Annotated in this window: 19 protein-coding genes; 5 read left to right on the forward strand and 14 right to left on the reverse strand. The window is 72.5% G+C overall.

Annotated features, from left to right (window positions below):
• Positions 1-4: 4 nt before the first annotated feature.
• From C1N81_RS29205 to C1N81_RS29255, 11 genes are all read right to left on the reverse strand, one after another.
• Positions 5-2,773, reverse strand: coding sequence for a tetratricopeptide repeat protein (locus C1N81_RS29205; protein ID WP_394434019.1), 2,769 nt, complete (start codon positions 2,771-2,773; stop codon positions 5-7).
• Between the two features lie 2 nt (positions 2,774-2,775).
• Positions 2,776-4,098 carry a coiled-coil domain-containing protein gene (locus tag C1N81_RS29210; protein WP_394434021.1) on the reverse strand — a complete coding sequence of 441 codons (1,323 nt, stop codon included), beginning with the start codon at positions 4,096-4,098 and terminating at the stop codon, positions 2,776-2,778.
• 61 nt (positions 4,099-4,159) lie between these two features.
• A complete protein-coding gene (locus C1N81_RS29215; RefSeq protein WP_394434023.1) occupies positions 4,160-5,227 on the reverse strand; it encodes a glutamate ABC transporter substrate-binding protein in 1,068 nt (355 codons plus the stop codon).
• A gap of 14 nt (positions 5,228-5,241) precedes the next feature.
• Positions 5,242-6,714, reverse strand: coding sequence for a hypothetical protein (locus C1N81_RS29220; RefSeq protein ID WP_394434025.1), 1,473 nt, complete (start codon positions 6,712-6,714; stop codon positions 5,242-5,244).
• Between the two features lie 207 nt (positions 6,715-6,921).
• A complete protein-coding gene (locus tag C1N81_RS29225; RefSeq protein ID WP_394434027.1) occupies positions 6,922-7,911 on the reverse strand; it encodes an N-acetylglucosamine kinase in 990 nt (329 codons plus the stop codon).
• Positions 7,908-9,173, reverse strand: a complete 1,266-nt coding sequence (locus C1N81_RS29230; RefSeq protein WP_394434029.1) for a 6-phospho-beta-glucosidase — start codon at positions 9,171-9,173, stop codon at positions 7,908-7,910. Before C1N81_RS29230 ends, C1N81_RS29225 begins: the two co-directional genes overlap by 4 nt.
• A gap of 29 nt (positions 9,174-9,202) precedes the next feature.
• Positions 9,203-10,111, reverse strand: coding sequence for a carbohydrate ABC transporter permease (locus tag C1N81_RS29235; RefSeq protein ID WP_394434031.1), 909 nt, complete (start codon positions 10,109-10,111; stop codon positions 9,203-9,205).
• A gap of 6 nt (positions 10,112-10,117) precedes the next feature.
• On the reverse strand, positions 10,118-11,053 hold the full coding sequence (locus C1N81_RS29240; RefSeq protein ID WP_394434033.1) for a carbohydrate ABC transporter permease: 936 nt from the start codon (positions 11,051-11,053) through the stop codon (positions 10,118-10,120).
• 10 nt (positions 11,054-11,063) lie between these two features.
• Complete coding sequence (locus C1N81_RS29245) at positions 11,064-12,401, reverse strand: ABC transporter substrate-binding protein (protein ID WP_394434034.1); 1,338 nt, start codon at positions 12,399-12,401, stop codon at positions 11,064-11,066.
• Positions 12,402-12,459: 58 nt separating this feature from the next.
• On the reverse strand, positions 12,460-13,644 hold the full coding sequence (locus tag C1N81_RS29250) for an ROK family transcriptional regulator (RefSeq protein WP_394434036.1): 1,185 nt from the start codon (positions 13,642-13,644) through the stop codon (positions 12,460-12,462).
• Between the two features lie 229 nt (positions 13,645-13,873).
• Positions 13,874-14,410 (reverse strand): HNH endonuclease, encoded by a 537-nt coding sequence (locus tag C1N81_RS29255; RefSeq protein WP_324769927.1) that lies wholly within the window; start codon positions 14,408-14,410, stop codon positions 13,874-13,876.
• A gap of 273 nt (positions 14,411-14,683) precedes the next feature.
• Here C1N81_RS29255 and C1N81_RS29260 point away from each other — a divergent pair, with 273 nt between their 5' ends.
• Entirely contained in the window at positions 14,684-15,763 is a 1,080-nt protein-coding gene (locus C1N81_RS29260; protein WP_394434038.1) for a mechanosensitive ion channel family protein, read from the forward strand.
• 30 nt (positions 15,764-15,793) lie between these two features.
• Here C1N81_RS29260 and C1N81_RS29265 read toward each other — a convergent pair whose 3' ends face one another.
• Genes C1N81_RS29265 through C1N81_RS29275 form a run of 3 tightly spaced genes read right to left on the reverse strand, consistent with a single transcriptional unit; the run spans position 15,794 to position 18,437 of the window.
• Entirely contained in the window at positions 15,794-17,155 is a 1,362-nt protein-coding gene (locus C1N81_RS29265; RefSeq protein ID WP_394434040.1) for an FtsX-like permease family protein, read from the reverse strand.
• Positions 17,152-17,883, reverse strand: coding sequence for an ABC transporter ATP-binding protein (locus C1N81_RS29270; protein ID WP_394434042.1), 732 nt, complete (start codon positions 17,881-17,883; stop codon positions 17,152-17,154). Before C1N81_RS29270 ends, C1N81_RS29265 begins: the two co-directional genes overlap by 4 nt.
• A complete protein-coding gene (locus C1N81_RS29275; protein WP_394434044.1) occupies positions 17,880-18,437 on the reverse strand; it encodes a PadR family transcriptional regulator in 558 nt (185 codons plus the stop codon). The genes C1N81_RS29270 and C1N81_RS29275 overlap by 4 nt, the downstream gene beginning before the upstream one ends.
• A gap of 239 nt (positions 18,438-18,676) precedes the next feature.
• On the opposite strand from C1N81_RS29275, the gene C1N81_RS29280 reads away from it, so the two are divergent.
• From C1N81_RS29280 to C1N81_RS29295, 4 genes are all read left to right on the forward strand, one after another.
• Positions 18,677-18,889 carry a hypothetical protein gene (locus C1N81_RS29280; protein ID WP_394434046.1) on the forward strand — a complete coding sequence of 71 codons (213 nt, stop codon included), beginning with the start codon at positions 18,677-18,679 and terminating at the stop codon, positions 18,887-18,889.
• Positions 18,886-20,973, forward strand: coding sequence for a 4-alpha-glucanotransferase (gene malQ / locus C1N81_RS29285; RefSeq protein ID WP_394434048.1), 2,088 nt, complete (start codon positions 18,886-18,888; stop codon positions 20,971-20,973). The genes C1N81_RS29280 and malQ overlap by 4 nt, the downstream gene beginning before the upstream one ends.
• 48 nt (positions 20,974-21,021) lie before the next feature.
• Entirely contained in the window at positions 21,022-21,261 is a 240-nt protein-coding gene (locus tag C1N81_RS29290) for a hypothetical protein (RefSeq protein WP_394434050.1), read from the forward strand.
• Between the two features lie 163 nt (positions 21,262-21,424).
• Positions 21,425-22,930: an FAD-dependent monooxygenase gene (locus tag C1N81_RS29295; protein WP_394434052.1), complete on the forward strand. Its 1,506-nt coding sequence runs from the start codon at positions 21,425-21,427 to the stop codon at positions 22,928-22,930.
• Positions 22,931-22,955 lie beyond the last annotated feature (25 nt).

The raw sequence follows: 22,955 nt of genomic DNA on the forward strand, positions 1-22,955 counted from the left end.
CAACTCACACCCACGTCCGGGGGCGGTAGCGGTTGGCCCGCTCCACCAGTTCGATCCTCTCCTCGCCGCGCTGAGCGAGCCTGGCCAGTGTCCGGTACGAGCGCTCCAGGCCGAGACGCAGACCGCGCTCGTCCAGATCATTGCCGAGCACCACCGCGCGCCCGGGACCCTGAGGCTGACCGGAACCCTGCCTACCGGAGAGTACCCAGTCCAGGGCCGTGCCGAGGACCTCGGTGGACAACTGCTCGCGACGCACCGCGTCGAGCCCGAACGAGTCGAGCGCCTCCACCTGTCCGGCCGCCGCGGTCAGATCGTGCAGCAGTGGGTCCCCGTTGACCCCTTCGGTCATACGTCCCCGCAGGCGCGCCCGTACCGAGGCGACGCGGGCGGCCGTGTAGTGGATCGACGACTCCGGGACCGACTCCAGGGTGCGCACCGCGCCGCCCCGGTCGCCCGCCGCGAGCTGCACCCGGGCGAGCCCGAACGCGGCGCTGACGTAGCTCGGGTCGGTGGACCAGACGAGGCGGTAGTACTCCGCCGCGTTGTCCAGCTGGCCGAGGACCTCCGCGCACACGCCGAGCGCCAGCTTCGGCGCGGGCTCGCCGGGGAACGCGTCGTAGACCGCGTCGAACGACAGGGCCGCGCTCTCGTGGTCGCCGGTCGCGAGCGCCGCGACGCCCCGGTACCAGACCACCCGCCAGTCGTCGGGGCGGTCGGCCTCCAGAGCGGCCAGACCCCGCACGGCGGAGTCCAGTTCGCCCATCTCCAGACGGGCCCGCAGCTCGCGCAGGCGCAGCTCCAGGGACCCGGTCGGCGCGGCGTGCAGGGCGGCGATCAGCTCGGCGGGCGCGGACGCCATCAGGCCCGCGAGGAACCCGGCGTTCGGATCGCCCGGGTCCACTCTCGGCACCGGCAGGGCGAGCGCGGTCAGCGGCGCCTGCAACCGCTTGACCAGCGCTGTCGGCGACGGCGGCAGCGCGGGGACGACCGGCGCGGTGAGCGCGGCGGCCTTCTGCCGGGTCCGTCCGGGCTTCGCGGCGCGGACCGGGACGGCCCGCGCCCCCAGGCGCGACACCTCGCCGTCGAGGCGGCCGAACAACTCCGTGTCGGTGACCTTCACTTCCGGCCCGAACAGCGTCGACAGGGCGGGGCGCGGCCGGTTCGTCTGCAACGCGACGACCTCCCGCAACACGCCCGTCAGCTGCTCGCTCATCTCCTGCGCGGAGGCGAACCGGCGCGCCGGGTCGGGGTCGGTGGCGCGCACGAGGAGCCGGTAGAACGACTCGTAGCGGCGGAAGACCTCGATGGTGTCCGGGTCGGGCAGGGAGTCCGCGAAGACGTTCGTGTAGCCCTGGAAGTCGAAGGTCAGGACCGCGAGCGTACGGGCGACGGTGTAGAGGTCGGAGGCGACGGACGGGCCGACCTCGGCGACCTCGGGCGCCTGGTAGCCGACCGTGCCGTAGATCGCGGACTCGTCGTCGTCCATCCGCCGGACCGCGCCCATGTCGATGAGCTTGAGCTGGTCCTCGGTCTGGATCGCGTTGTCGACCTTGAAGTCGCAGTACAGCAGGTTGCGGCTGTGCAGATGGCCGAGCGCCTCAAGAGCCTCGATGCCGTACGCGCACGCCTGCTCGACCGCGAGCGGGTCCCGCTTGCCGTCCGGGGTGCGCCGCTCGTTGGCGATCTCCTTGAGCGACTTGCCGCCGACGTACTCCATGACGATGTAGCCGTCCATGGAGCCGGTGCGCTGGTCGAGGTGTTCGACGAAGTTGTAGATCCGGACGATGTTGGAGTGCTCGATCTCCGCGAGGAACCGGCGCTCCGATATGGCCGCCGCCATCGCGTCCTGGTCGCCCGTGTCGAGCAGGCCCTTCAGGACGACCCAGCGGTCGGAGACGGCCCGGTCTATGGCGAGGTAGACCCAGCCGAGCCCGCCGTGCGCCAGACAGCCCACGACCTCGTACTGGCCGTGCACCACGTCACCGGGGCCCAGCTTCGGCACGAACGAGTAGGGGTGCCCGCACTTCGTGCAGAACCCCTCGGTGCGGCCCGGGCGCCCGCCGCGCGCGCGGCCCACCGGGGCGTTGCAGTCCGAGCGCGAGCAGAACCGCTTCCGCTCGGGGACCTCCGGGTTCTCCTGCACCATCACGCGCGGGTCGGGGCGCGGCACGTCCGGCACCCGCACCAGGCCCGCGCCGAGCCGGGCCCGGCCCGAACCGCTCGCCGACGTGCCCGAACTGCGCACCGACACCGACCGCGACGTCGCACTCCCGGAGAGGGAGCGCGACAGGCGCCCCGACACCGACCGGCGCGACTGCGACGACCGCGACGAGGCCCGCGACGACGCCCGGGAACTCGCCGAACTCTGCGAGCCGCGCGAGCCGCCGCCCGCGATGCCGGTCGCGGGCGACACCACCATGCCGGTCGGCGACACGACCGGGGCGAGCCCGCACGTGTCGCAGTACAGCTCGCCGCCGCCGACGTCCTCGTAGGAGCCGGTGCAGCCGGGGCGCTGACAGGTGCGGTCCGCCGCGCTCCCCGTCGCGGCCTGTGCGGCGGACCCGTTCGCCGTGCCGCTGTTCGCCGTGCCGCCGTTGGCCGTGCCGCCGTTGGCCGTGCCGCTTTTGGCCGTGCCGCTGTTCGCCGGCTGTGCGGGCACCCGCACGGGTGCGCCCTGCGGCTTCAGGCCGCAGGTGTCGCAGTACAGCTCCCCGCCCATGTCCTCGTAGGACCCGGAACACCCGGGCCGCGTGCACTTCTGTCCCTCGGCCATGCCTACGCCTCCCCCCTCCGGTCGGTGGGCGCCGCCCGCTCCGGGCTGCCCGCCGCCACCACCTCGGCGGCCGCCCGCTGATAGCGCAGCACCGCCTCACCCGCCACCCGCAGATCGCAGGGCGCGCTCCACAACATGCGGCGCGCCGCGTCGTACCGCTCGACGAGGAACGGGTCCTCCGCGAAACCGAGCCGGGCCACCTTCGCCTTGTACGCGTCGAGGCGGCCGCGCAGCTCGGCGCGGACGGCCAGGGGCGCCGTCACCGCCGTCAACGACTCGCGGGCGCGCAGCAGTTCGTCGTCGGCCTTCGTCTCCAGGGATTCGAGGAGCGGGGAGAGCCGGTGCCACTGGCCGTGCCTGCGGTACTCGGCGGCCCGCGCCAACTGCTCCTGAAGGGCGATCGGCGGCCCCGACACCGCGGGCACCTCCGACGCGGCGATCTTGGCGAGGACCTCGCCGCGCGCCGATCTCGCCTCGGCGAGCGTACGGTCCGCGCGTGAGAGCACGTCCCGCAGCCGGCCGAGCCGCGCCTCCGCGTCCTGCCGCACCGTCAGCACGGCCTCGATCTCGCGCCGCACCTCTTCCAGGGCGCGCGCCTGCCGGTCGTACGCCGTCGTGTCGGGGCGCCCGCCGCCCGGGGCCGAACTCCCCTCGGCCTTGCGCCAGTACGTGAGCGGGTCCGACACCACTTCCTCGCGCAGCCGGGTCAGCGCGGACGTGATCCGTTCCAGGTCGTCCCCCGACGGATGCTCGCCGGGCCGTACCCCCACGCTGTGCGCGAGGCGGCGGGTGCGGTGCAGCTCGGCGGCGAGCAGGTCGATGCGGGCGGGCAGCGCCGACCAGACCGCGTCGGCGGCCACGACCATGTCGAGGGACGACGCGTACAGCTCGTTCATCCGCTCCACCAGCGCGGCGAGCGTGAAGTGCTCGGACAGCTTGGCGGGGCCGGTGATCGACTGCGCCCCGCCGTCGGTGCCCGCGCCCGGGGCGACCGTGACGGCCTCGCCGCGCAACACCTCCGTCAGCTGTGTCAGGTCCTCCCGGTTCGGCCACTTGCGCCGGGAACGGACCTCACGCGCGGTGCGCAGCGCGCCCGTGTACGCGTCGAAGTACGTCCAGAGCAGTGTGATCGCCTGCTCGGCGGCGGCCCAGCGCTCCCGGGTCGCCCCGGTCAGCCGCGCGCCTTCGAGCAGGCGTCGCCCGGCGTGGTCCTGGAGCGCGAGCAGCGACGTCTCGATCGCCTCGTGCTCGGCACCGAGCCGGGCCAGGGCACGGTCCACCTCGTCCCGGTCCATCACCGGACCAGGGGGTCCCGCGACGCCCATCGATCACCTCTCGCTTCTTTCGGTTCCCACGGATCCACCACGGCCGGCGGTGCCGGTCCTGTCACTTGTACTTGGGTGCGGGCGGCCCCTCGGACGGGCCGAGCGCCGGCTTCAGCCAGCGGTCGTACGACGTCTGCCAGCCGCCGCCCGGCTTGCGGTAGTCCTCCAGGACCTCGTTGACCCGGCGAACCAGGTCGTCCGAACCTTTCTTCATGGCGACGCCGTAGTACTCCTTCGTGAACGGTTCGCCCTTCAGCTGCACCGTCGGGTCCTGCGCGGCCTGGCTCGCCGCGAGGGCGCCGTCGGTGACCACCGCGTCGACCTCGCCGAGCTGGAGGCGGACCAGGCAGTCCAGCTGGTTCGGCACCGTCGTGGAGATGTCCGTGTCCCCGGGGATCCTGTGGTCCTCCCGGCCCAGCTTCAGCGCGGACTCGGCGGTCGAACCGGCCGCCGAGCAGACCCGCTTGCCGCCGAGCGTGTCGTCGAACCCGTCGATCTTCGACGCCTTCGGGGCGAGCACCTGCTGGCCGGTCTGGAAGTAGGCCGTGGAGAAGTCCACGTCGTCCAGGCGGTCGCAGCTGATCGTCATCGTGCGCACCACCATGTCGACGTCGCCGCGCCGGATCGCCGGAATGCGCTGGTTCGTCGGGATGGCCTTGAAGCGGATCTTGTCCGGGCTGCCCAGGATCTCCTTGGCGATCTCGTGCGCGAGATCGATGTCGAAGCCCTCCAGCTCGCTCGACTCGTCCGTGTTGTTCGGGTCCCGGTAGCCCCAGCGGTAGCTGTTCTGGTCGACGCCGACCGACACATAGCCCCGGTCCTCGATGTCCCGCACCGCGCCGCCGCTGTCACTGCCGGACCGGCTCACACTGCGCTCCGGCTCCTTGCCCGGCACATTCGGATCGCAGTCGCCGGCCGCCGCCTGGACGCCCGTGGCGACACCACCGGCCCCCGCGTCCGCGCCCGCCCCGCCGTGCCCGACGCCGCCCGCGCCGCGCTGCGCCAGGGGGAGCAGCAGCGCGAACACCACCGTCAGAGCGCAGGCCACCGCCATCGACGCCACGCCGCCCCAGCCGCGCAGACTCACCCCGCGGACGGCCCGACGCTCCCGTGCCCCTCGGTCCCTCATCGCCGCACCCCCTCTCACCGGTACTCCGACAGCCTGCGCCCGATGCCGAGCACCGCGCCCACCGCGGCGAGCACCGCCAGCAGGGCCGCGCCGACGGGCAGCCCCGTCATCGCGTCACGGCCGCCGCCCGCCTCGCTGCTGAACTGACGCTGCTCGTGCGCGAGCGCCTTGTCGAGATTCTGGTCCACCAGATCGAAGCATTCACCCGTCGGCTTGGACTGCTTCGACCCGATGATCTTGTCGAGTGCGCCCTGATAGTTACCCGCGTCGTCCTGCTCGCGCGCGTCCGTGTGGCGCTTGAGCCACTCCTTCATGCTGGCATTCGCCCCGCCGACGGGCGTACGCCCCGCCGCGTCGTCCGCCAGCCCGTCCGCCGCCGTCAGCTTCGTCGCCAGCACGTCCATCTGCTTCTGGAAGTCGACGTCGTACTTGTCCTTGGACACGCCCTTGACGGTCGTCGTCTCCGCGCCCCGGCTGACCAGCGTCAGATTCTCGTTCCCACGCGCCTTCAGCGAGGCGATGGACGCGTCGTGCAGCACGTTCAACGACCGCACGCCGTGGTCGTACGAGGCGTTGAGCCCGCTCCGCGCGACCGTGTGTCCCACGGCGAGCCACAGCAGGACGACGACGGAGGCGGCCGTGGCGGCGAGCATCCCGTGGTTGAACACCCGGTTGGTGCGCCGGTAGTTGCGCCGCTGGGCCCAGACCAGGACACCCAGCGCGAGCACGCCGAGCGCGATCGCGATCCACGGATACGGGGTCGCCGCGTCGTAGTCGTCGCGCAGCCGCTGGTTCTCCGTCGTGTAGAGGTTCTCCGCCTCGGGGAGCATCTCCGTCTGCATCTTCTCGTTCGCGTACCGCAGATAGGCGCCGCCCAGCGGGAAACCCTGCCGGTTGTTGGCGCGGGCCCGCTCGATGAGGCCCTTGTACTGCGGCAGCAGCGTGTTCAGCTTCGCGATCGTCTTGGCGGAGGGCGAGCCCGGATCGGTGCTCGTGGCGGCCGTCACCAGCTTGTCCGCGGCCCTGCGGATGTCCCTCTCGTACCGGTCGCGCACCGCCGCCGGTTCCTGGCCCCCCGCCAGGAATCCGCTCGACGCGGCGGTGTTGGCGTCCGCCAGGGAACGGTAGATGTCGGCCGCGTCCGCGCTCAGCGGCTGGCTGGAACGCAGCACGTCGTCCGCCGCCGCCGCCCGGTCCGTCATCTGCCACGCCGTCGTCGCCCCGAACGCGACGACCAGCAGCGCGAGGAGCGCGCCGATGATCCGCAGGCGGCCCGGTTCCGTGGTGGCCGCCGCGCGGAGGCGGTCCACACCCTCCGCCCAGGCGGTGCGCCTTGCCGGCGTGGGGGTGGGTGCGGGTGCGGGGTGTGCGGGCGCGGCTTCGGCGGGCCCGGGCGGCTGCGGTTGGTGCTGCTGCTGCGGAGGCACGCTCGGCCTCGGCGGCGCGGCGCCCCCGTTCGGCGGGTATGTCACTCGACCCTCCCCCATGGAGTCGTACGTCGGCCGCAAGTATCGCTGCCGCGCCGGACATCCGCACAGCCATTGCCCTGATCTTGTTCTACGGCCCCTTACTTGAACACGAACTGGGGAAGTGTTCGGTTCCCGAGCGTCCGTTTCGCCCGGGGCGCTCCAGGGGCGCGGGGAACTGCGCGACCAGCCACGACGGGAGCCGCAGTCGGCGATGGTCCGCCAGGTCTACGGCGCGACCCCCACCCCCGCGAAAGCCCGGCGCAGCCTCGCGTGGGCCTCGGGGGGAGCCCCGATCGCGTCGAGGCCCAGCAGTCCCGCCCCCAGCACAGGCCGCTCGGACACCACCCGGATCACCGCCTTGGGCGCCCGCACCGCGAGCAGCTCCGCGATACGGGTGTCCAGCTGAGGATGGCGCGCCGCTAGCACACTGCCGCCGAGCAGCACGGGCACCTCCTCCGCAAGGAGGTCGAGCCGCCGCAGGGCGACCGTGGACATGGCCACCACTTCCTCGGCCATCCGGTCGACCACCCTCCGCGCGACCGGGTCCCCGTCCGCCGCCGTGGCGAAGAGAACCGGCGCGCACTCGTGCCGCCGCGCAGCGGGCAGCCGCCCGAGGTGCAGCGCCTCGATCAGCGCGTACATGGACGAAAGCCCGAAGTGTTCGGGGAGCGTGCGCATCAGGGCGGTGGGTTCGCCCCGCCCGTCCTCGGCCCGCGCCGCGTACCAGAGGGCTTCGTCGGCCAGGCCGCCGCCACCGCCCCAGTCCCCGGATATCTTCCCGATCGCGGGGAAGCGCGCGGTCCGCCCGTCGGGCAGCATCCCCGCGCAGTTGATCCCGGCGCCGCACACGACGGCGACCCCGCGCGGCTCGGCGTCCTCAAGGAGCCCGGCCCGCAGCACGGCGAACGTGTCGTTGCGTACGTCGACGCTCGCGGACCCGGACCAGCCGCGCGCGCGTACGGCCCGCGCCAGTTGCTCCTCCTCGACGGGAAGGTCCGCGTTGGCGAGGCAGGCCGAGACGTGGTCGACGGTGTCGATGCCCGCCTGCGCGAACGCCCGGCCGACCGCCTCGGCGAGGACGTCGACGGCCGTCTCGACGCCCACGTAGGGCGGTTGGAACCCGCCGCCGCGGGCCATGGCGACGACACTGCCGTCGGCCGCGACCACCGCGACGTCGGTCTTGCTGTTCCCCGCGTCGATGGCAAGGACGGTCATGCCCACGCGAGATGCTCCCGGTTGTGCGCGATCAGCTGGTCCGTGAGCTGCTCGGCGTACTCGATCTGGCCGACCAGCGTATGGGCGAGCAGCGCCTTGAAGACGCGGTCCCGTCCGCCGCGCAAAGCAGCGTCCAGGGCGAGGTCCTCGTAGGCGGTGACGTTGGCGATGAGGCCCGCGTACAGCGGGTCGAGGCGCGGTACGGGCAGCGGGCGCGCGCCCTTGCCGTCGACGGCGGCCTGCACCTCGATGACGGCGTCGTCGGGGAGGAAGGGCAGGGTGCCGTTGTTGTACGTGTTGACGACCTGGTGGGCGGAGCCGCCCCCGCCGAGCAGCGACGCGGCGAGGTCCACGGCGGCCTCGCTGTAGAAGGCGCCGCCGCGCTTGGCGAGCAGTTCGGGCTTCTCGTCGAGCGTCGGGTCGCCGTACATGGCCAGCAGTTCGCGCTCCATCTCGGCGACCTGCGCGGCGCGGGACGGCTTGGTGCGCAGCTCTCGTACGACGGCGTCGTGCTGGTAGTAGTAGCGCAGGTAGTACGAGGGCACGACGCCGAGCCGGTCGACGATCGCACGCGGCATGTGCAGGTCCTCGGCGATGGTGTCGCCGTGTTCGGCGATGAGCCGGGGCAGCTGGTTGTCGCCGTCCGGGCCGCCGAGGCGGACGCCCAGTTCCCAGGTGAGGTGGTTGAGGCCGACGTGGTCGAGGTGCACGTCACCCGGCGCCACGTCGAGCAGCTTGGCGAACTTGCGCTGGAAGCCGATGGCCACGTTGCACAGCCCGACGGCCTTGTGCCCGGCTCGCAGCAACGCGCGCGTGACGATGCCGACGGGGTTGGTGAAGTCGATGATCCAGGCGTTCGGGTTGGCGCGGCGCACGCGCTCGGCGATGTCGAGCACGACGGGCACGGTGCGCAGCGCCTTCGCGAGACCGCCCGCCCCTGTCGTCTCCTGGCCTACGCAGCCGCACTCCAGGGGCCAGGTCTCGTCCTGGTTGCGCGCGGCCTGGCCGCCGACGCGCAGCTGGAGCAGTACCGCGTCGGCGTCGGCGACGCCCGCGTCCACGTCGGACGTCGTACGGATGGCGCCGGGGTGGCCCTGCTTGGCGAAGATGCGGCGGGCGAGGCCGCCCACCAGTTCCAGGCGGTCGGCGGCGGGGTCGACGAGCACGAGCTCCTCGATCGGCAGCGTGTCCCTCAGCCGCGCGAAACCGTCGATGAGTTCGGGGGTGTAGGTCGATCCTCCGCCGACCACTGCGAGCTTCATGAGCGAATAACCGTCCTTAGTCCTTGGCCTTAGCCCTTGACCCCGGTGAGGGTGACGCCTTCGACGAAGGCTTTCTGTGCGAAGAAGAAGACGATGCAGACCGGCGCCATCACGAGGAGCGTCGCGGCCATCGTCAGGTTCCAGTTGACGCTGTGCGCGGACTTGAAGGATTCGAGCCCGTAACTGAGCGTCCAGGACGCCGGGTTCTGGGCCGCGTAGATCTGCGGCCCGAAGTAGTCGTTCCAGCAGTAGAAGAACTGGAACAGCGCGATCGCGGCGATGCCCGGCTTGGCCATCGGCACCACGATCTTCAGCAGGGTGCGCAGCTCACCGCAGCCGTCGACCTTCGCCGACTCGATGTACTCCTTGGGGATCGTCAGCAGGAACTGACGGAGCAGGAAGATCGAGTACGCGTCGCCGAACGCCATCGGGATGATCAGCGGCCACAGCGTCCCGGAGAGGTGGAACTGCTGCGCCCAGACCAGGTACATCGGGATGACGATGACCTGCGGCGGCAGCATCATCGTCGAGATGACGAGGAGCATCGCCGTACGCCGCCCGCGGAAGCGGAACTTGGCGAGGGCGTAGGCGACGGGGATCGCCGAGCAGACGGTGAAGAGGGTGCCGAGGCCCGCGTAGATGAGGGAGTTCTTCCACCAGTCCAGGAAGCCGTCGGTCCGGAAGACGGTCGTGTAGTTCTCCCAGTGCCAGGAGGCGGGCCACAGGTCGCCGCTCATGGCCTGGTCGTCGCTCATCACGGACGTCAGGAAGACGAAGACGAACGGCAGGACGAAGAGCAGCGCGACGGCGATCGCGATGCTGTGCACGGCGATCCAGTGCAGGATGCGCTTGCGGCGGGCGCGGGCGCCGGCCGGGCCTCTCCCGGGGGCGGCGGCACCGGCCGTGGTGGCCGCCGGGCGCAGGGTCGTGGTGGTCATGGGTGATCAGTCCTCCGCCGAGAGCAGGCCCGAGCGCTTGCGCATGAGCAGCATGGTCACGGCCATCGCGATGACGAACAGGACGAGCGAGAGCACGCACGCCGCGCCGGTGTTGAAGTTCTGGAAGCCCATCGAGTAGACGAGCTGGGGGACGGTCAGGGTCGAGTGGTCGGGGTAGCCGGGCTGGATCACCGATCCCGGGCCGATGGAGACACCGGAGGCGATCTTTCCGGCGACCAGCGCCTGCGTGTAGTACTGCATGGTCTGCACGACGCCCGTCACCACGGCGAACATCACGATCGGCGTGATCGACGGCCAGGTCACGAACCGGAACTTGCTCCAGGCGCCCGCCCCGTCCAGCTCGGCGGCCTCGTACTGCTCCTTCGGTACGTCGAGGAGCGCGGCCATGAAGATGACCATGAGGTCGCCGATGCCCCAGAGCGAGAGCATGACGAGGGAGGGCTTGGCCCAGGCGGCGTCGTTGAACCAGTTGGGCCCTTCGATGCCGATCTTGCTGAGGACCTCGTTGACGGGCCCGGTCGCCGGGTTGAGCAGGAAGACGAAGGCGACGGTGGCGGCCACAGGGGGCGCGAGGTACGGCAGGTAGAACGCGGTCCGGAAGAACCCGACCCCGCTCTTGATCTTCGTGACGAGCAGCCCGAGCGAGAGCCCGAAGACGACCCGCAACGCCACCATCACCACGACGAGCCACAGCGTGTTCCACAGCGCGGGGCCGAACAGCGGCATGTCCTGGAACACGTACTTCCAGTTCCGCAGCCCCACGAACGTGGGCGCCTTGATCTGGTTGTAGTGCATGAACGAGAAATAGACGGTGGCCAGGAGCGGATAAGCGAAGAAGACGCTGAACCCGATCAGCCAGGGGGACAGGAAGCCCAGGGTGCGCAGTCTGCGCCGCGCGGGCCGGGAGAGGGTGAGTGCCATGCGCGGGTCCTCAGTTCTGCGACTGCAGGGTGTCGGCGTCGATGAGCTTGTCGAGGCGTTGCAGCCCCTTCTTCAGATCCGGGACCTTCCCCGCCTCCTCGGTGTACGAGAAGTCCTGGAGCTGGACTACGTACATGCCGCCGTTGGTCGACGGAGGCAGCGCCTGGCTGTACTTGTTCTTGGCGATGTCCAGGAACGTGCGGAACGTCGGATCGGCGTCGAGCTTCGGCGAGGTGAGCGCGGCTTTCGTCGACGGCACGTTGTGAATGGCATTGGCGAAAGCGACGACCTGGTCCGTGTCGGCGGTCAGGAACCTCACCAGCTCCCAGGCGGCGTTCTGGTGCTTGCTGCTGTGCGCGATACCGGCGACGGTGCCGGTCAGATACCCGCGCCCGTACGTCTCGACCTGATCGTCGGGGACGGGCAGCGGCGCGACGTCCCAGGTGAATTTCGCCTTGGAATCATTGAGCATCAGGCCGCGCCATTCACCGTCGAGATGCATGGCGAGCTTTCCGCTGAGGAAGGCGTTCTGATTGGACATCTCGTCACCGAAGGAGGTCCGGAACCGCTCAAGAGCGTTGTATCCGCCCTGCGCGTCCATCAGCTTCTTCGCGGTGTCGAAGAACGCGTACGTGGCCGGTTCGTCGGAGAGCCGCGCCTTCCCGTCCTTGTCGAAATACGTGGGACCCCACTGGGAGAAGAGCCGGTCGGGGCTGTTCTGGTAGAGCCGGAAGTTGGGCATGAACCCGACCCGCTTGTAGGAGTTCCCGTCCTTCCGCGTGAGCTTCTTGGAGTCGGCGATGAACTCGGACATCGTCTTCGGCGGATGCGTGATGCCCGCTTCCTCGAAGGCGTCCTTGTTGTAGTACATCCCGAAGGCGTCGGCGAGGAGCGGCAGGGCGCACTGATTGCCGTTGTAGCTCGTGTAGTCGAGAAGGGACTGCGGGAAGACCTTCTTCTTGTCGAGCCCGGTCTTCTTCATGAAGGGGTCGAGGTCGACCCACATGCCGGAGTCGCAGTACTGGCCGACGTTGTTGGTGGTGAAGGACGACACGACGTCGGGCGCCTCGTCGCCGCCCGCGCGCAGCGCCTGGTTGACGGTGGCGTCGGAGACGTTGCCCGTGGCCTGCACGTGGATGTTCGGGTGGGCCTTCTCGAAGCGGGCGATCGAGTCGTTGATCGCCTTCACCTCGCCGGGCGCCGACCAGCCGTGCCAGAACTTGATGGTCACCGGCTCGGTCGGATCGTCGTCGGCGCTGCCGGTGCTCGGGTTGGCACAGCCGGCGAGCAGCAGCCCGGCGGCGGCGAGCACGACGGGGGCGCGCAGGGGTATACGCCATCGGGGCATGGCGAACGTCCTTTACGTGTACGGGGGTCGGGGAGGTGACTTCTGGGGCGGGTGGGCGTCAGGCGTCGCTGGTGTCGAAGACGGTGTCGCGGGCCTGGGTGAGGGCGGTGCGCAGGGCGCCGGTGAGGATGGGGTCGCCGTCGAGTTCGCTGATGCGCAACTGGGGCCGGGGGAGGGCGAGTCCGGTCAGTTCGGCCTCGACGCGCTCGCGCAGGGCGTCGCCGCCGGCCTGGGCGACCTGCCCGGACAGGACGACGAGTTCGGGGTCGACGACGGCGACGACGGCGGCGAGGCCGGTGGCGAGGCGCCGGGCGACCTCGTCGAGGACGAGCGGTCGCGCGAGCGCACCGGCGAGATCGGGCGCGTCCGGGGCGAGTTGCCGCACGGCCGGGGCGGCGACGAGGCTCTGGAACCCGCCGCCCGCGTCGGTACGGGCGGCGACGGCGTCACCGCCACGGGCCAGCGGGGCACCGGGCAGCGGCATGTACCCGATCTCCCCGGCACCGCCGGTGGCGCCGCGCAGCAGGACACCGCCGAGGACGATGGCGGCGCCGACGCCTTCGTCCACGTAGGCGAGGACGAAGTCGTCATGGTCCTGCGCGGCGCCTTCGTACTGCTCGGCGAGGGCGGCGAGGTTGACGTCGTTCTCGATGGAGACGGGGGTGCCGAGCACTTCGGCGAGTTCGGCGCGCAGGGTGCGCGAGTGCCAGCCCGGCAGGTGGGGCGCGTACCGGAGCTGTCCCGTGCCGGGGTCGATCGCGCCCGGCGTGCCGATGACGGTGGCGGTGAGATCGTCGTGCCCGAGCCCTGCCTGGCCGAGAGCCCCGTCCACCGCTTCGGCGACGAGCTGCGCGGTGCGGTGCCGCACGTCCTCGGCGACGGCGTGCGCCTCGATCCGGCACCGGCCGCGCTCGGCGCCGGTGACGTCGGCGACGACGGCCGTGATGCCGGTGGGGTCGGCGGAGAGCGCGGCGACATGGGCGGCGCCGGGGTCGATCTCGTAGAGCAGGGCGTTCGGCCCCGGCCGCCCGGTCTGGCTCCCGGTGGTGCGCACGAGCCCGGCGGCTTCGAGCCGCCCGAGGATCTGCGAGGTGGTCGGCTTGGAGAGGCCGGTGAGTTCGCCGATCCGGGTGCGGGTGAGCGGGCCGTGGGCGACGAGGAGGTCGAGCGCGGCACGGTCGTTCATGACGCGCAGCACGCTGGGGGTGCCGGGGATGCCGGGGCCGCCGGGGGTCGTCACCATCGCCGCTCTGCCTCCTCGCAGCACTGTTAGGAAACTTTCCTATCGGGTGCGAGGAACGTAAGTCCCGGGTGACGGGGGCGTCAATAGGGGGAGGACGCGAGGGGGCCAAGTCGTTATCGGGCGGTGGCCGGCGGCCCGTACGCCGAAGGGGCGGCCCGCCCTCGGCGTACGGCCGCCCCCTCACGCACTGCGAGAACCCCTCCAAGACCGCAAAAACCCGGATCGAAGATCAGGCGGACACGCCTTCGATCCGGGCCAGGGCCTCGTCCGCGCCGAACGGCTGCAAGTACGGCAGCCAGCGCGGATCGCGATGTCCGGTCCCGATGATGCGCCAGGCGAGACCGGACGGCGGGGCCGGTTTGTGGCGCAGGCGCCAGCCGATCTCCACGAGGTGGCGGTCGGCCTTGGTGTGATTGCAGCGGCGGCACGACGCCACCACGTTGTCCCAGGCGTGCAGACCCCCGCGGGAGCGCGGGATCACGTGGTCGACGCTGGTTGCGACGCCACCGCAGTACATGCACCGGCCGCCGTCACGGGCGAACAGTGCACGCCGGGTCAGAGGAACGGGCCCCCGGTAGGGGACCCTGACGAACCGCTTGAGCCGGACCACGCTGGGAGCGGGGACGGTGCGTGTCGCGCTGTGCATGAAGGCGCCGGACTCCTCGAGGCACGTGGCCTTGTTCTCGAGGACGAGTACGAGCGCGCGGCGGAGCGGTACGACGCCGAGTGGCTCGTACGACGCGTTGAGGACCAGGACATGCGGCACGGATGCCTCCTTGTACGCCGGCGGCGCGTGGCTCGCGCCGGGACGATCTCGTAGCCAGTCTCCCCTCCTGGCTGGTCGTGGCGCCACCATCTCCACGTAACGGCCTTGGAGTGTTTTCGACCACACGTCCTTCATCCCCCGGTGAGCACCGTCTCTCCCTCGAACATCACAACGATCCCCACACAATGCCCCGTTAGTGTGGTGGGTCTGCCCGCTCCTGTCCCAGAGCCGTCCCGAGCGGCGGGCGGATGGCTACATCTGGAGGTACCTGCCGTGATCTTGTCCGTCCTGCCGGCCGTGGGGGCGAGCGACTCCTCGTCCGACTCCCCGCAACCCACTTTCGAGGACGCCCAGGAACAGGCCGGACAGGCCGCCAGCTGGGTCGAGCAGAACTGGTCGACCTGGCTGGGCATCGGCCTGCGCGTGCTGCTGATCGTGGTCATCGCGTGCGTGCTGCGCGTCGTGATCCGGCGCACCATAACTAAGCTCATCGACCGGATGAACCGGACCGCGCAGGCCGTCGACGGCACCGCGCTCGGCGGCCTGCTCGTGAACGTGGAGCGCCGCAGACAGCGCTCGCACGCGATCGGCTCCGTACTCCGTTCGGTCGCGTCGTTCCTGATCATGGGCACGGCCGCGCTGATGATCCTCGGCACCTTCGAGATCAACCTGGCGCCGCTGCTCGCGTCCGCCGGTGTCGCGGGCGTCGCCATCGGCTTCGGCGCCCGCAACCTCGTCACCGACTTCCTCTCCGGCGTCTTCATGATCCTGGAGGACCAGTACGGCGTCGGGGACACCATCGACGCCGGTGTCGCCTCCGGCGAGGTCATCGAGGTGGGCCTGCGCGTCACCAAGCTGCGCGGCGACAAGGGCGAGATCTGGTACGTGCGCAACGGCGAGGTCAAGCGCATCGGCAACCTCTCCCAGGGCTGGGCCACCGCCGGTGTCGACGTCACCGTCCGCGCCGAGGAGGACCTGGACCGGGTGAAGGCGGTGCTCGCGGAGGCCGGCGAGGCGATGAGCAAGGCCGAACCGTGGAACGAGATGCTGTGGGGCCCCATCGAGGTACTCGGCCTCGACAGCGTGCTGCTCGACTCGATGGTCGTCCGCGTCACCGCCAAGACCATGCCCGGCAAGTCCCTGACCGTCGAACGCGAACTGCGCTGGCGGATCAAGCGGGCCTTCGACGAGGCGGGCATCCGGATCGTCGGCGGCGTCCCGGTCCAGGTGGACGGCGAGCCGCCGGTCGCCGATCCGACCGCGGGCATGTCGGCGCCCTCCGCCTACGCCTCCACCACCTCACCGCAGTCCCTCGCCGCCTCCCCGATACCGCCGACCAACCTGGCGAAGTAGCCCCGGGGCAGCCCCGGGCGGGGCCGCCGGTCAGGCGGTCCGCAGCCGCTCCGGCCGCACCGAGCGGCGCAGCAGCGGCAGCGCCGTCGCCGCCGCCAGGAGGCAGACCGCGTACACCGCGCACGGGACGAGGAGGGGCGGTGCCCAGGGGACGGCCTGGTCCGAGGCGACGGCGTACGCCGCGTGGACGGCCGTGCCGCCGATCGTGGCCAGGACCAGGGCGGGCGCCAGCGGCAGCCCCGTCTCCAGGAGCAGCGCGCGGGTCAGGACCTTGCGCGGCACCCCGGCGGCGACCTGCGCGGCGAGCGCACGGCGCCGGGTCGACAGGGACTCGGCCGTGCCCACGGCGACCGCGGCCACGCTGATCAGCAGGGCGATCAGGACGGCCGCCGCGGTGAGGTCGAGGCCGAAGGCGTAGTAGTCCATCGGCGCGGCGGTCTCGCCCTCGCGCGCGATCCGGCGCAGGTCGGCCAGGAGGACCAGGCGGACACCGACGAGGGCGACGCCGACGACCGTGACGAGGACGACGGCGGCATGGCTGCGGGCCGCCGCCCACGGGTCCTCCTGGAGGCGGGCCGCGGCGAGCAGCACGGCGGGGTCGTCCGTGCGGCCGGTGAGGCGACGGCCGACGGCCCGCGCCGAAGCGCCCGCGACCCAGATGGCGCCCGCCCCGCTCAGCACGACCGCGCCGAGCACGAACAGCGGGAGCCCCGCGACACCGGCACGGGCACCGCCGGTCATGAGCGCCACGACGCCGAGGACGACGACGAGCGCGGGCAGGACCAGCGCGGTCAGCGGCCGGGGCCCGCGCCGGGGCCGCTCCCGGCGGACGTGGCCGAGCGGCGAGGCGATGACCCGGTGCAGCGCGACCTCGCTCACCAGCGCGGCCAGCACGGGGATCAGCACGACGACGGCGGCGAGGAGCGGCCAGACGACGCCCGGCGGCGTCCAGCCCACGACCGGCAGCGCCACGGCGAACGCGGCGGACCCGGCCAGGGTCCCCGCCAGGCACGCGAGCCCCGCCTCCAGGGCCGCGATCCGCCGCACCTGCCGCGGCCCGGCGCCCGCGAGCCGCAGGCCCGCCAGGCGCCGGTCGCGGTGGACGGCGCCGATCCGGGCGCACTGCCCGAGGAAGCCGAGCACCGGGACGAGGAGGAGCAGCAGCCCGGCGACGATCCCGCGCCGGGTCCCCGGCTGGTCGAGGAGGCCGTGGCCGTACGAGAAGGAGTGCCCGCCCCGGATGCCGAGGAGGGCGACGGCGAGCGAGGCGAACCCTGTCGCGACGGCCGCCCCGAGCGCGGTGAGCGCGGCCCGCCGCCGCTCCAGCCGGTCGGCGCCGCGGGTCAGCAGCCAGGCGAGGCGCAGGTCGGAGCGGAGCCGGCCGGGCCTCATCGCGCCACCTCCGCGGACGCGGCGGCGGGAGCCGGGAACGCGAAACCGCCGGAGGCGTCCCGCACACCCCCGTCGCACAGGCTCACCTCCCGGTCCGCGTAGGCCGCCACCTGTGCCTCGTGCGTCACCAGGACCACCGCGGTGTGGGTCTCGCGCGCGGTGTGGACCAGGGAGGTCATCACCTGCTCGGTCGCGAGGGAGTCGAGCGCGCCGGTCGGCTCGTCGGCGAAGACCACCTTCGGGCCGGTGACCAGGGCGCGTGCGAGGGCGACCCGCTGGGCCTGGCCGCCGCTCATCTCGCCGGGCCGCAGCTCGCGGCGGCCGCGTACTCCGAACCGTTCGAGCCAGGCATCGGCCTCGTCGCGCGCCGCCACGCGGGGGCGGCCCGCGAGGAGCAGCGGCAGGGCGACGTTGTCCAGGGCCGTCAGCTCGGGGACGAGCTGCCCGAACTGGAAGACGATGCCGAAGTCGGTGCGGCGCAGTTCGCTCAGCGCTTCCTCGTCGAGCCGGTCCAGGCCGCGTCCTTCGTAGGCGACCGTGCCCGCGTCCGGGCGGACGATGCCGGCCAGGCAGTGCAGCAGCGTCGACTTGCCGCTGCCGCTGGCGCCCGTGACGGCGAGGATCTCGCCGCCGCGCACGTCGACGCTCGCGCCGCGCAGGGCGGGCGTGCTCCCGTAGGACTTGGTGAGCCCTTCGGCGCTCAGCAGGGGGGACGTGAGGGTGCTCATGTGCCGGTGACCTCCGCGGTCAGAGTGGCGAGCCGGGCCGCGGTGGTGGTCATCCAGCGCAGGTCGGCGTCGAGGTGGGCAAGGGCGTAGTCGGCGGAGAGGACGGTGGTGAGGTCGGCGCCGGGCGCGCTCTTCACGGCGGTCAGCTCCCGCATCCGCGCCATGTGCGCGGCGCGCTGGGCCAGCAGATGGGCGGCGGGGTCGACGGGGTGCGGGCCGGAGCCCTGTCCCGCCACGAGGATCGACACGACGACCTTGGCGAAGATCTCGTTGGTGATGTGCGGGGCGGGGGGCGTGACCTCACCGGCCCAGCCGAGGAGTTCGTCGCGGCCGCGGTCCGTGGCGCGGTACAGGGTGCGCTCGGGGCCGCTGCCGGAGTCGGTGCCGTCGACCTCCACGAGGCCGTCGCGGACCAGCCGCTGCAGTGTCGTGTAGACCTGCGCGTAGGCCAGGGGGCGGGCCTGCGGGAACCGCTCGTCGTGGCGTCGCTTCAGGTCGTAGCCATGGCGTGGACCGGCGACGAGCAGACCGAGCAGAACGTGACGGGTGCTCATGCGGCTCAGTATGTACTGCATATAGGTACTGAGTACATAGCTGTCACGCAGCTACGTCAGTACTGCGGACATAGCCCGATGGAGTGGGTGAAGTTCTTCCGGTTTTCCGTGCCCCCTGGTCAACTTCTTCTCGCCGCCCACAATGTGAGCAGCAACACGTTGTCCGCCCGTACAGGTCTGCGTCCGTGTCCTTTGGGTAGGACTCCGGACTCAGCAGCCCTCTACCGAAGGAGGCCCTCGTGGCCGCATCGGCACACCTTCTGCTCTCGGCCCTCTCCAAACAGGCGGACACCACCATGACCGGTGCCGACACCACCACCTGCTCCGCCGAGCCCCCGCTGACCAGCGAACCGCCCTTCGCCGACTACGCGCCGCTGACCTCCGAGCCGCCCCTCACCGACGCGGCCCCGCTGACCTCCGAGCCCACGCCGAGCGGCCTGGCCGCGGGATGAGCCTGGCCCGGCTCGCCGAGCTGTACGGCGTCGCCACCTCCTACTCCCCGGCACCCGGCACCACCGTCCGCGCCTCCGACAAGGCGGTCACCGCCGCGCTCGCCGCCCTCGGCGTCGACGCGGGCACGCCGGACGCGGTGCGGGGCGCCCTGGCCGCACGGGAGGCGGAGACCGCGGCGCGCCTGCTGCCGCCGACCGTGGTGTGGTGGCTGGGCCGCCCCGGGCCGCGGAGCCCGGAGTGGCTGGAGGGGCTTCCGCGGGGCACCCGGCTGACCCTCGGCCCCGGCACGGCGCCGGGCGGCTGGACCTACCGGCCCGACAGCGACGCCCCGCAGGAACCCCCGCCCGGCGTGCACACCCTCACCGCCGAGACCCCGGCCGGCGCCACCGCCACGGCCCATCTGATCGCCGCCCCGCGCAAGGCCCCGCTGCCGCCCGGGCGGACGCACGGGCTGCTCGTCCAGCTCTACTCCGTACTCTCCAGCCGCTCCTGGGGCATGGGCGACCTCGCCGACCTCGCCGATCTGGCGTCCTGGTCGGGGCGCACGCACGGCACCGGATTCCTCCAGGTCAACCCGTTGCACGCGGCCGTGCCAGGCGGCCCGGACCTCGGCACCGACCCCTCCCCGTACCGGCCGTCGTCACGCCGCTTCCCCGACCCCGTGCACCTGCGGATCGAGGACATCCCCGAGTACGCGTACGTGCCGTCGTACGCGGCCGAGGCCACCCGCCTGCGCGACGCCGTGCTGCGCGGCGAGGACGGGCTCGTCGACCGGGACGCCGTCTGGGCGCTGAAGCGGCAGGCGCTCGAAGCGGTGCACGCCGTTCCGCTCACGCCCGGCCGCCGCGCCGCCTACTGGGACTTCCTCGCCGCGCAGGGAACAGCCCTGGAGGACCACGCCACCTACAACGCGCTCACCGAGGTGCACGGACCCGACCGGCGCACCTGGCCGGCCGCGCTCCAGGACCCGCGGTCCCCCGAGACGGCACGGGCGCGCCGCGAACTGATGGACCGCGTCGACTTCCACACCTGGCTGGCCTGGCTGACGGACACGCAGCTAGTCGCCGCCCAGCGGGCCGCCCGTGACGCGGGCATGCCGGTCGGGCTCGTCCACGACCTCGCGGTCGGGGTGCACCCGGGCGGCGCCGACGCCTGGGCGCAGCGCGACGTCTTCGCGCAGGGCATGAGCGTGGGCGCGCCGCCGGACGCGTTCAACGCGCGCGGCCAGGACTGGGGCCTGCCGCCCTGGCGCCCCGACCGGCTCGCCGAGACCGGCTACGCGCCCTTCCGCGACCTCCTGAACAACCTGATGCGGTACGCGGGCGCCGTCCGCATCGACCACGTGATGGGCCTGTTCCGGCTCTGGTGGATCCCCGAGGGCGAGGAGCCGACCGAGGGCACGTACGTCCACTACGACGCCGAGGCGATGCTCGCGGTGCTGCTCCTGGAGGCGTCGCGGTCGGGCACGTACGTCATCGGGGAGGACCTGGGCACGGTCGAGCCCGGCGTGCGGGAGCGGCTGCGCGAGGGCGGGGTGATGGGCACGTCGGTGCTCTGGTTCGAGCGGGACTACCCGCCCGCCGGCGACGGCAGCCCCGTCCCGGCCGAGGAGTGGCGCACCGACTGCGTCGCCACGGCCACCACCCACGACCTGCCGTCGACCGCGGCCCGGCTCTCCGGCGACGACGTACGCCTGCGCGAGCGGCTCGCGCTGTCCACGGCGACGCCCGCCGAGGCGGCGGCGGAAGTCGCCGAGTGGCTCGCCCTGTTCGCGCGGCTCGGCCTGCTGCCGCGCGGCTGCCAGGACGACGAGGAGGAGGCCGTGCGGGCGGTGCACCGCTTCCTGCTGCGCACCCCGGCCCGGCTCGTCGGCGTCTGGCTGCCCGACCTCGTGGGCGACCGGCGGCCGCAGAACCTGCCCGGCACCTGGGCCGAGTACCCCAACTGGCGGCTCCCCCTCGCCGACGCCACCGGACGCCCCGTCACCCTGGAGCAGCTGACCGCCTCGCCGCGCGCGCACGCGCTGCTGTCCGTCTTCACGGAGGAGGAGCCCCCCTCCCGGACAGCGCCCGGCGGGCCCTAACAGGCCCCCGGGCGCGCGGGGCGCGGAAGCGTTCGCTACGTTGGCATCGTGGACAAGAAGAACGCCCTGCGCGCCGGCGCCCTGGCCTCCGGTACGACGCTGATGATGCTGCTCATGTCGTCCCCCGCGCTCGCCCTGACGCGCGACGACGGCGACGACCCGGGTAAGGGCCTGAGCGTGATCGAGACGCTCGGCCTCTACGTGGCCGCCCCGATCGTCATCTTCCTGGTGATCGCCGGCCTCGTGGCGCTCGGCGACAAGTCGCGCAAGCAGCCGAAGCAGGGCTGACCCGCAGAGTCTCCCCGTCGAGGGCACCCGTCGCGCAGGCGCGGCGGGTGCCCTCGACGCGTTCGCGCGGCGAACGGGCCTTCCTCGACCCGGCCCCGGCACCCCACCATGGACGGGCCGCTAGCCGCTACGGGCACCACCCGGAGACTCGCAGGAGGCCACCATGAACGGCACCGCGCACCAGGGCACCGGCTCCGCACCGCACGGCACCCCGTACGACCGTTCCGTCATCGTCGTCGGCGCGGGCCCCACCGGGCTGCTGCTCGCCGGTGACCTGGCCGCCGCCGGGGTCTCCGTGACCCTCGTGGAGCGGCGCGGCCACGAGATCAGCAACCTCTCCCGCGCCTTCGTCGTGCACGCCCGCACCCTGGAGCAGCTCGACGCGCGCGCCCTGGCCGACGGGATCGAGGAGAAGGGGCGGCCGCTCGACCGGCTCCGCCTGTTCGGCAGCCTCTCCGTCGACCTGGACCGGCTCCACTCCCGCTTCCGGCACCTCCTCGTCGTCCCGCAGTACGAGGTCGAGAGGGCGCTGGAGCGGCGCGCCGTCGACGCGGGGGTCGCCTTCGCGTACGAGACGGAGGTGCTCGGCCTGGTCCAGGGCGCGGACGGGGTCACGCTCCAGGTGCGCGGCAAAGGCGGGCAGCGGGCGGAGATGAGCGCCGCCTACGTCGTCGGCGCCGACGGGATGCGCAGTGTCGTACGGGGCGCCGTGGGGCTGCCGTTCCCGGGCAGGTCCGTGATCCGCTCCGTCGTCCTCGCCGACGTCCGCCTGGCCGAGCAGCCGGAGAACCTGCTCACCGTGAACGCGGTCGGGGACGCCTTCGCCTTCATCGCCCCCTTCGGCGACGGCTACCACCGCGTCATCGGCTGGCACCGGGCGCGCAACGTGCCCGACGGCGAACCCCTCGAACTCGACGAGATCAAGGAGATCACCCGGCTCGCCCTCGGCCGCGACTACGTCATGTACGACGCCCGCTGGATGTCCCGCTTCCACAGCGACGAACGGCAGGCCCCCGCCTACCGCGTGGGCCGCGTCCTGCTCGCGGGCGACGCCGCGCACGTGCACACCCCGGCGGGCGGCCAGGGCATGAACGTCGGCCTCCAGGACGCCGCCAACCTGGGCTGGAAGCTCGCGGCGGTCGTCAACGGCCGGGCGCGGGACGCCCTGTTGGACACGTACGAGGCCGAACGCCACCCCGTCGGCAAGGCGGTGCTGCGCAGCAGCGGCGGCATCGTCCGGATGGCGATGGCGAAGCGGCCCTGGACGCTCGCCGCGCGGGCCGCCGCCACCGGCGTCCTCGGCCGGGTCGGCCCCGCCCGCGCCCGCGCGACCGGCCAGATCACCGGCCTCGGCGTCGCCTACCCGGCGCCCAGGGGCGCCCACCCGCTGGTCGGCAGGCGCGTGCCCGACGTGGCCCTCGCGGGCGGCACCCGGCTCTACGAGGCGTTGCGCGCGGGCCAGTTCGTGCTGATCCTGCCGCAGGGGACCGCGTACAAGAACGACGGGCTGCGCGTCGCGCACTGGGCGAGCGACCGGCGCACCGCGCTGCTCGTGCGGCCCGACGGATACGCGGCGTGGGCGGCGCGGGACGTGCCCGGGGAGCTGGGGAATGGGGGAGATAAGTCCACCGACATGCCCGGGGACTTCGCCTCATACTCGTTGCGGTAGCCGGACGAGCAGGGGAGCTGGGGGA

The organism is Streptomyces sp. SGAir0957, from assembly GCF_043523415.1.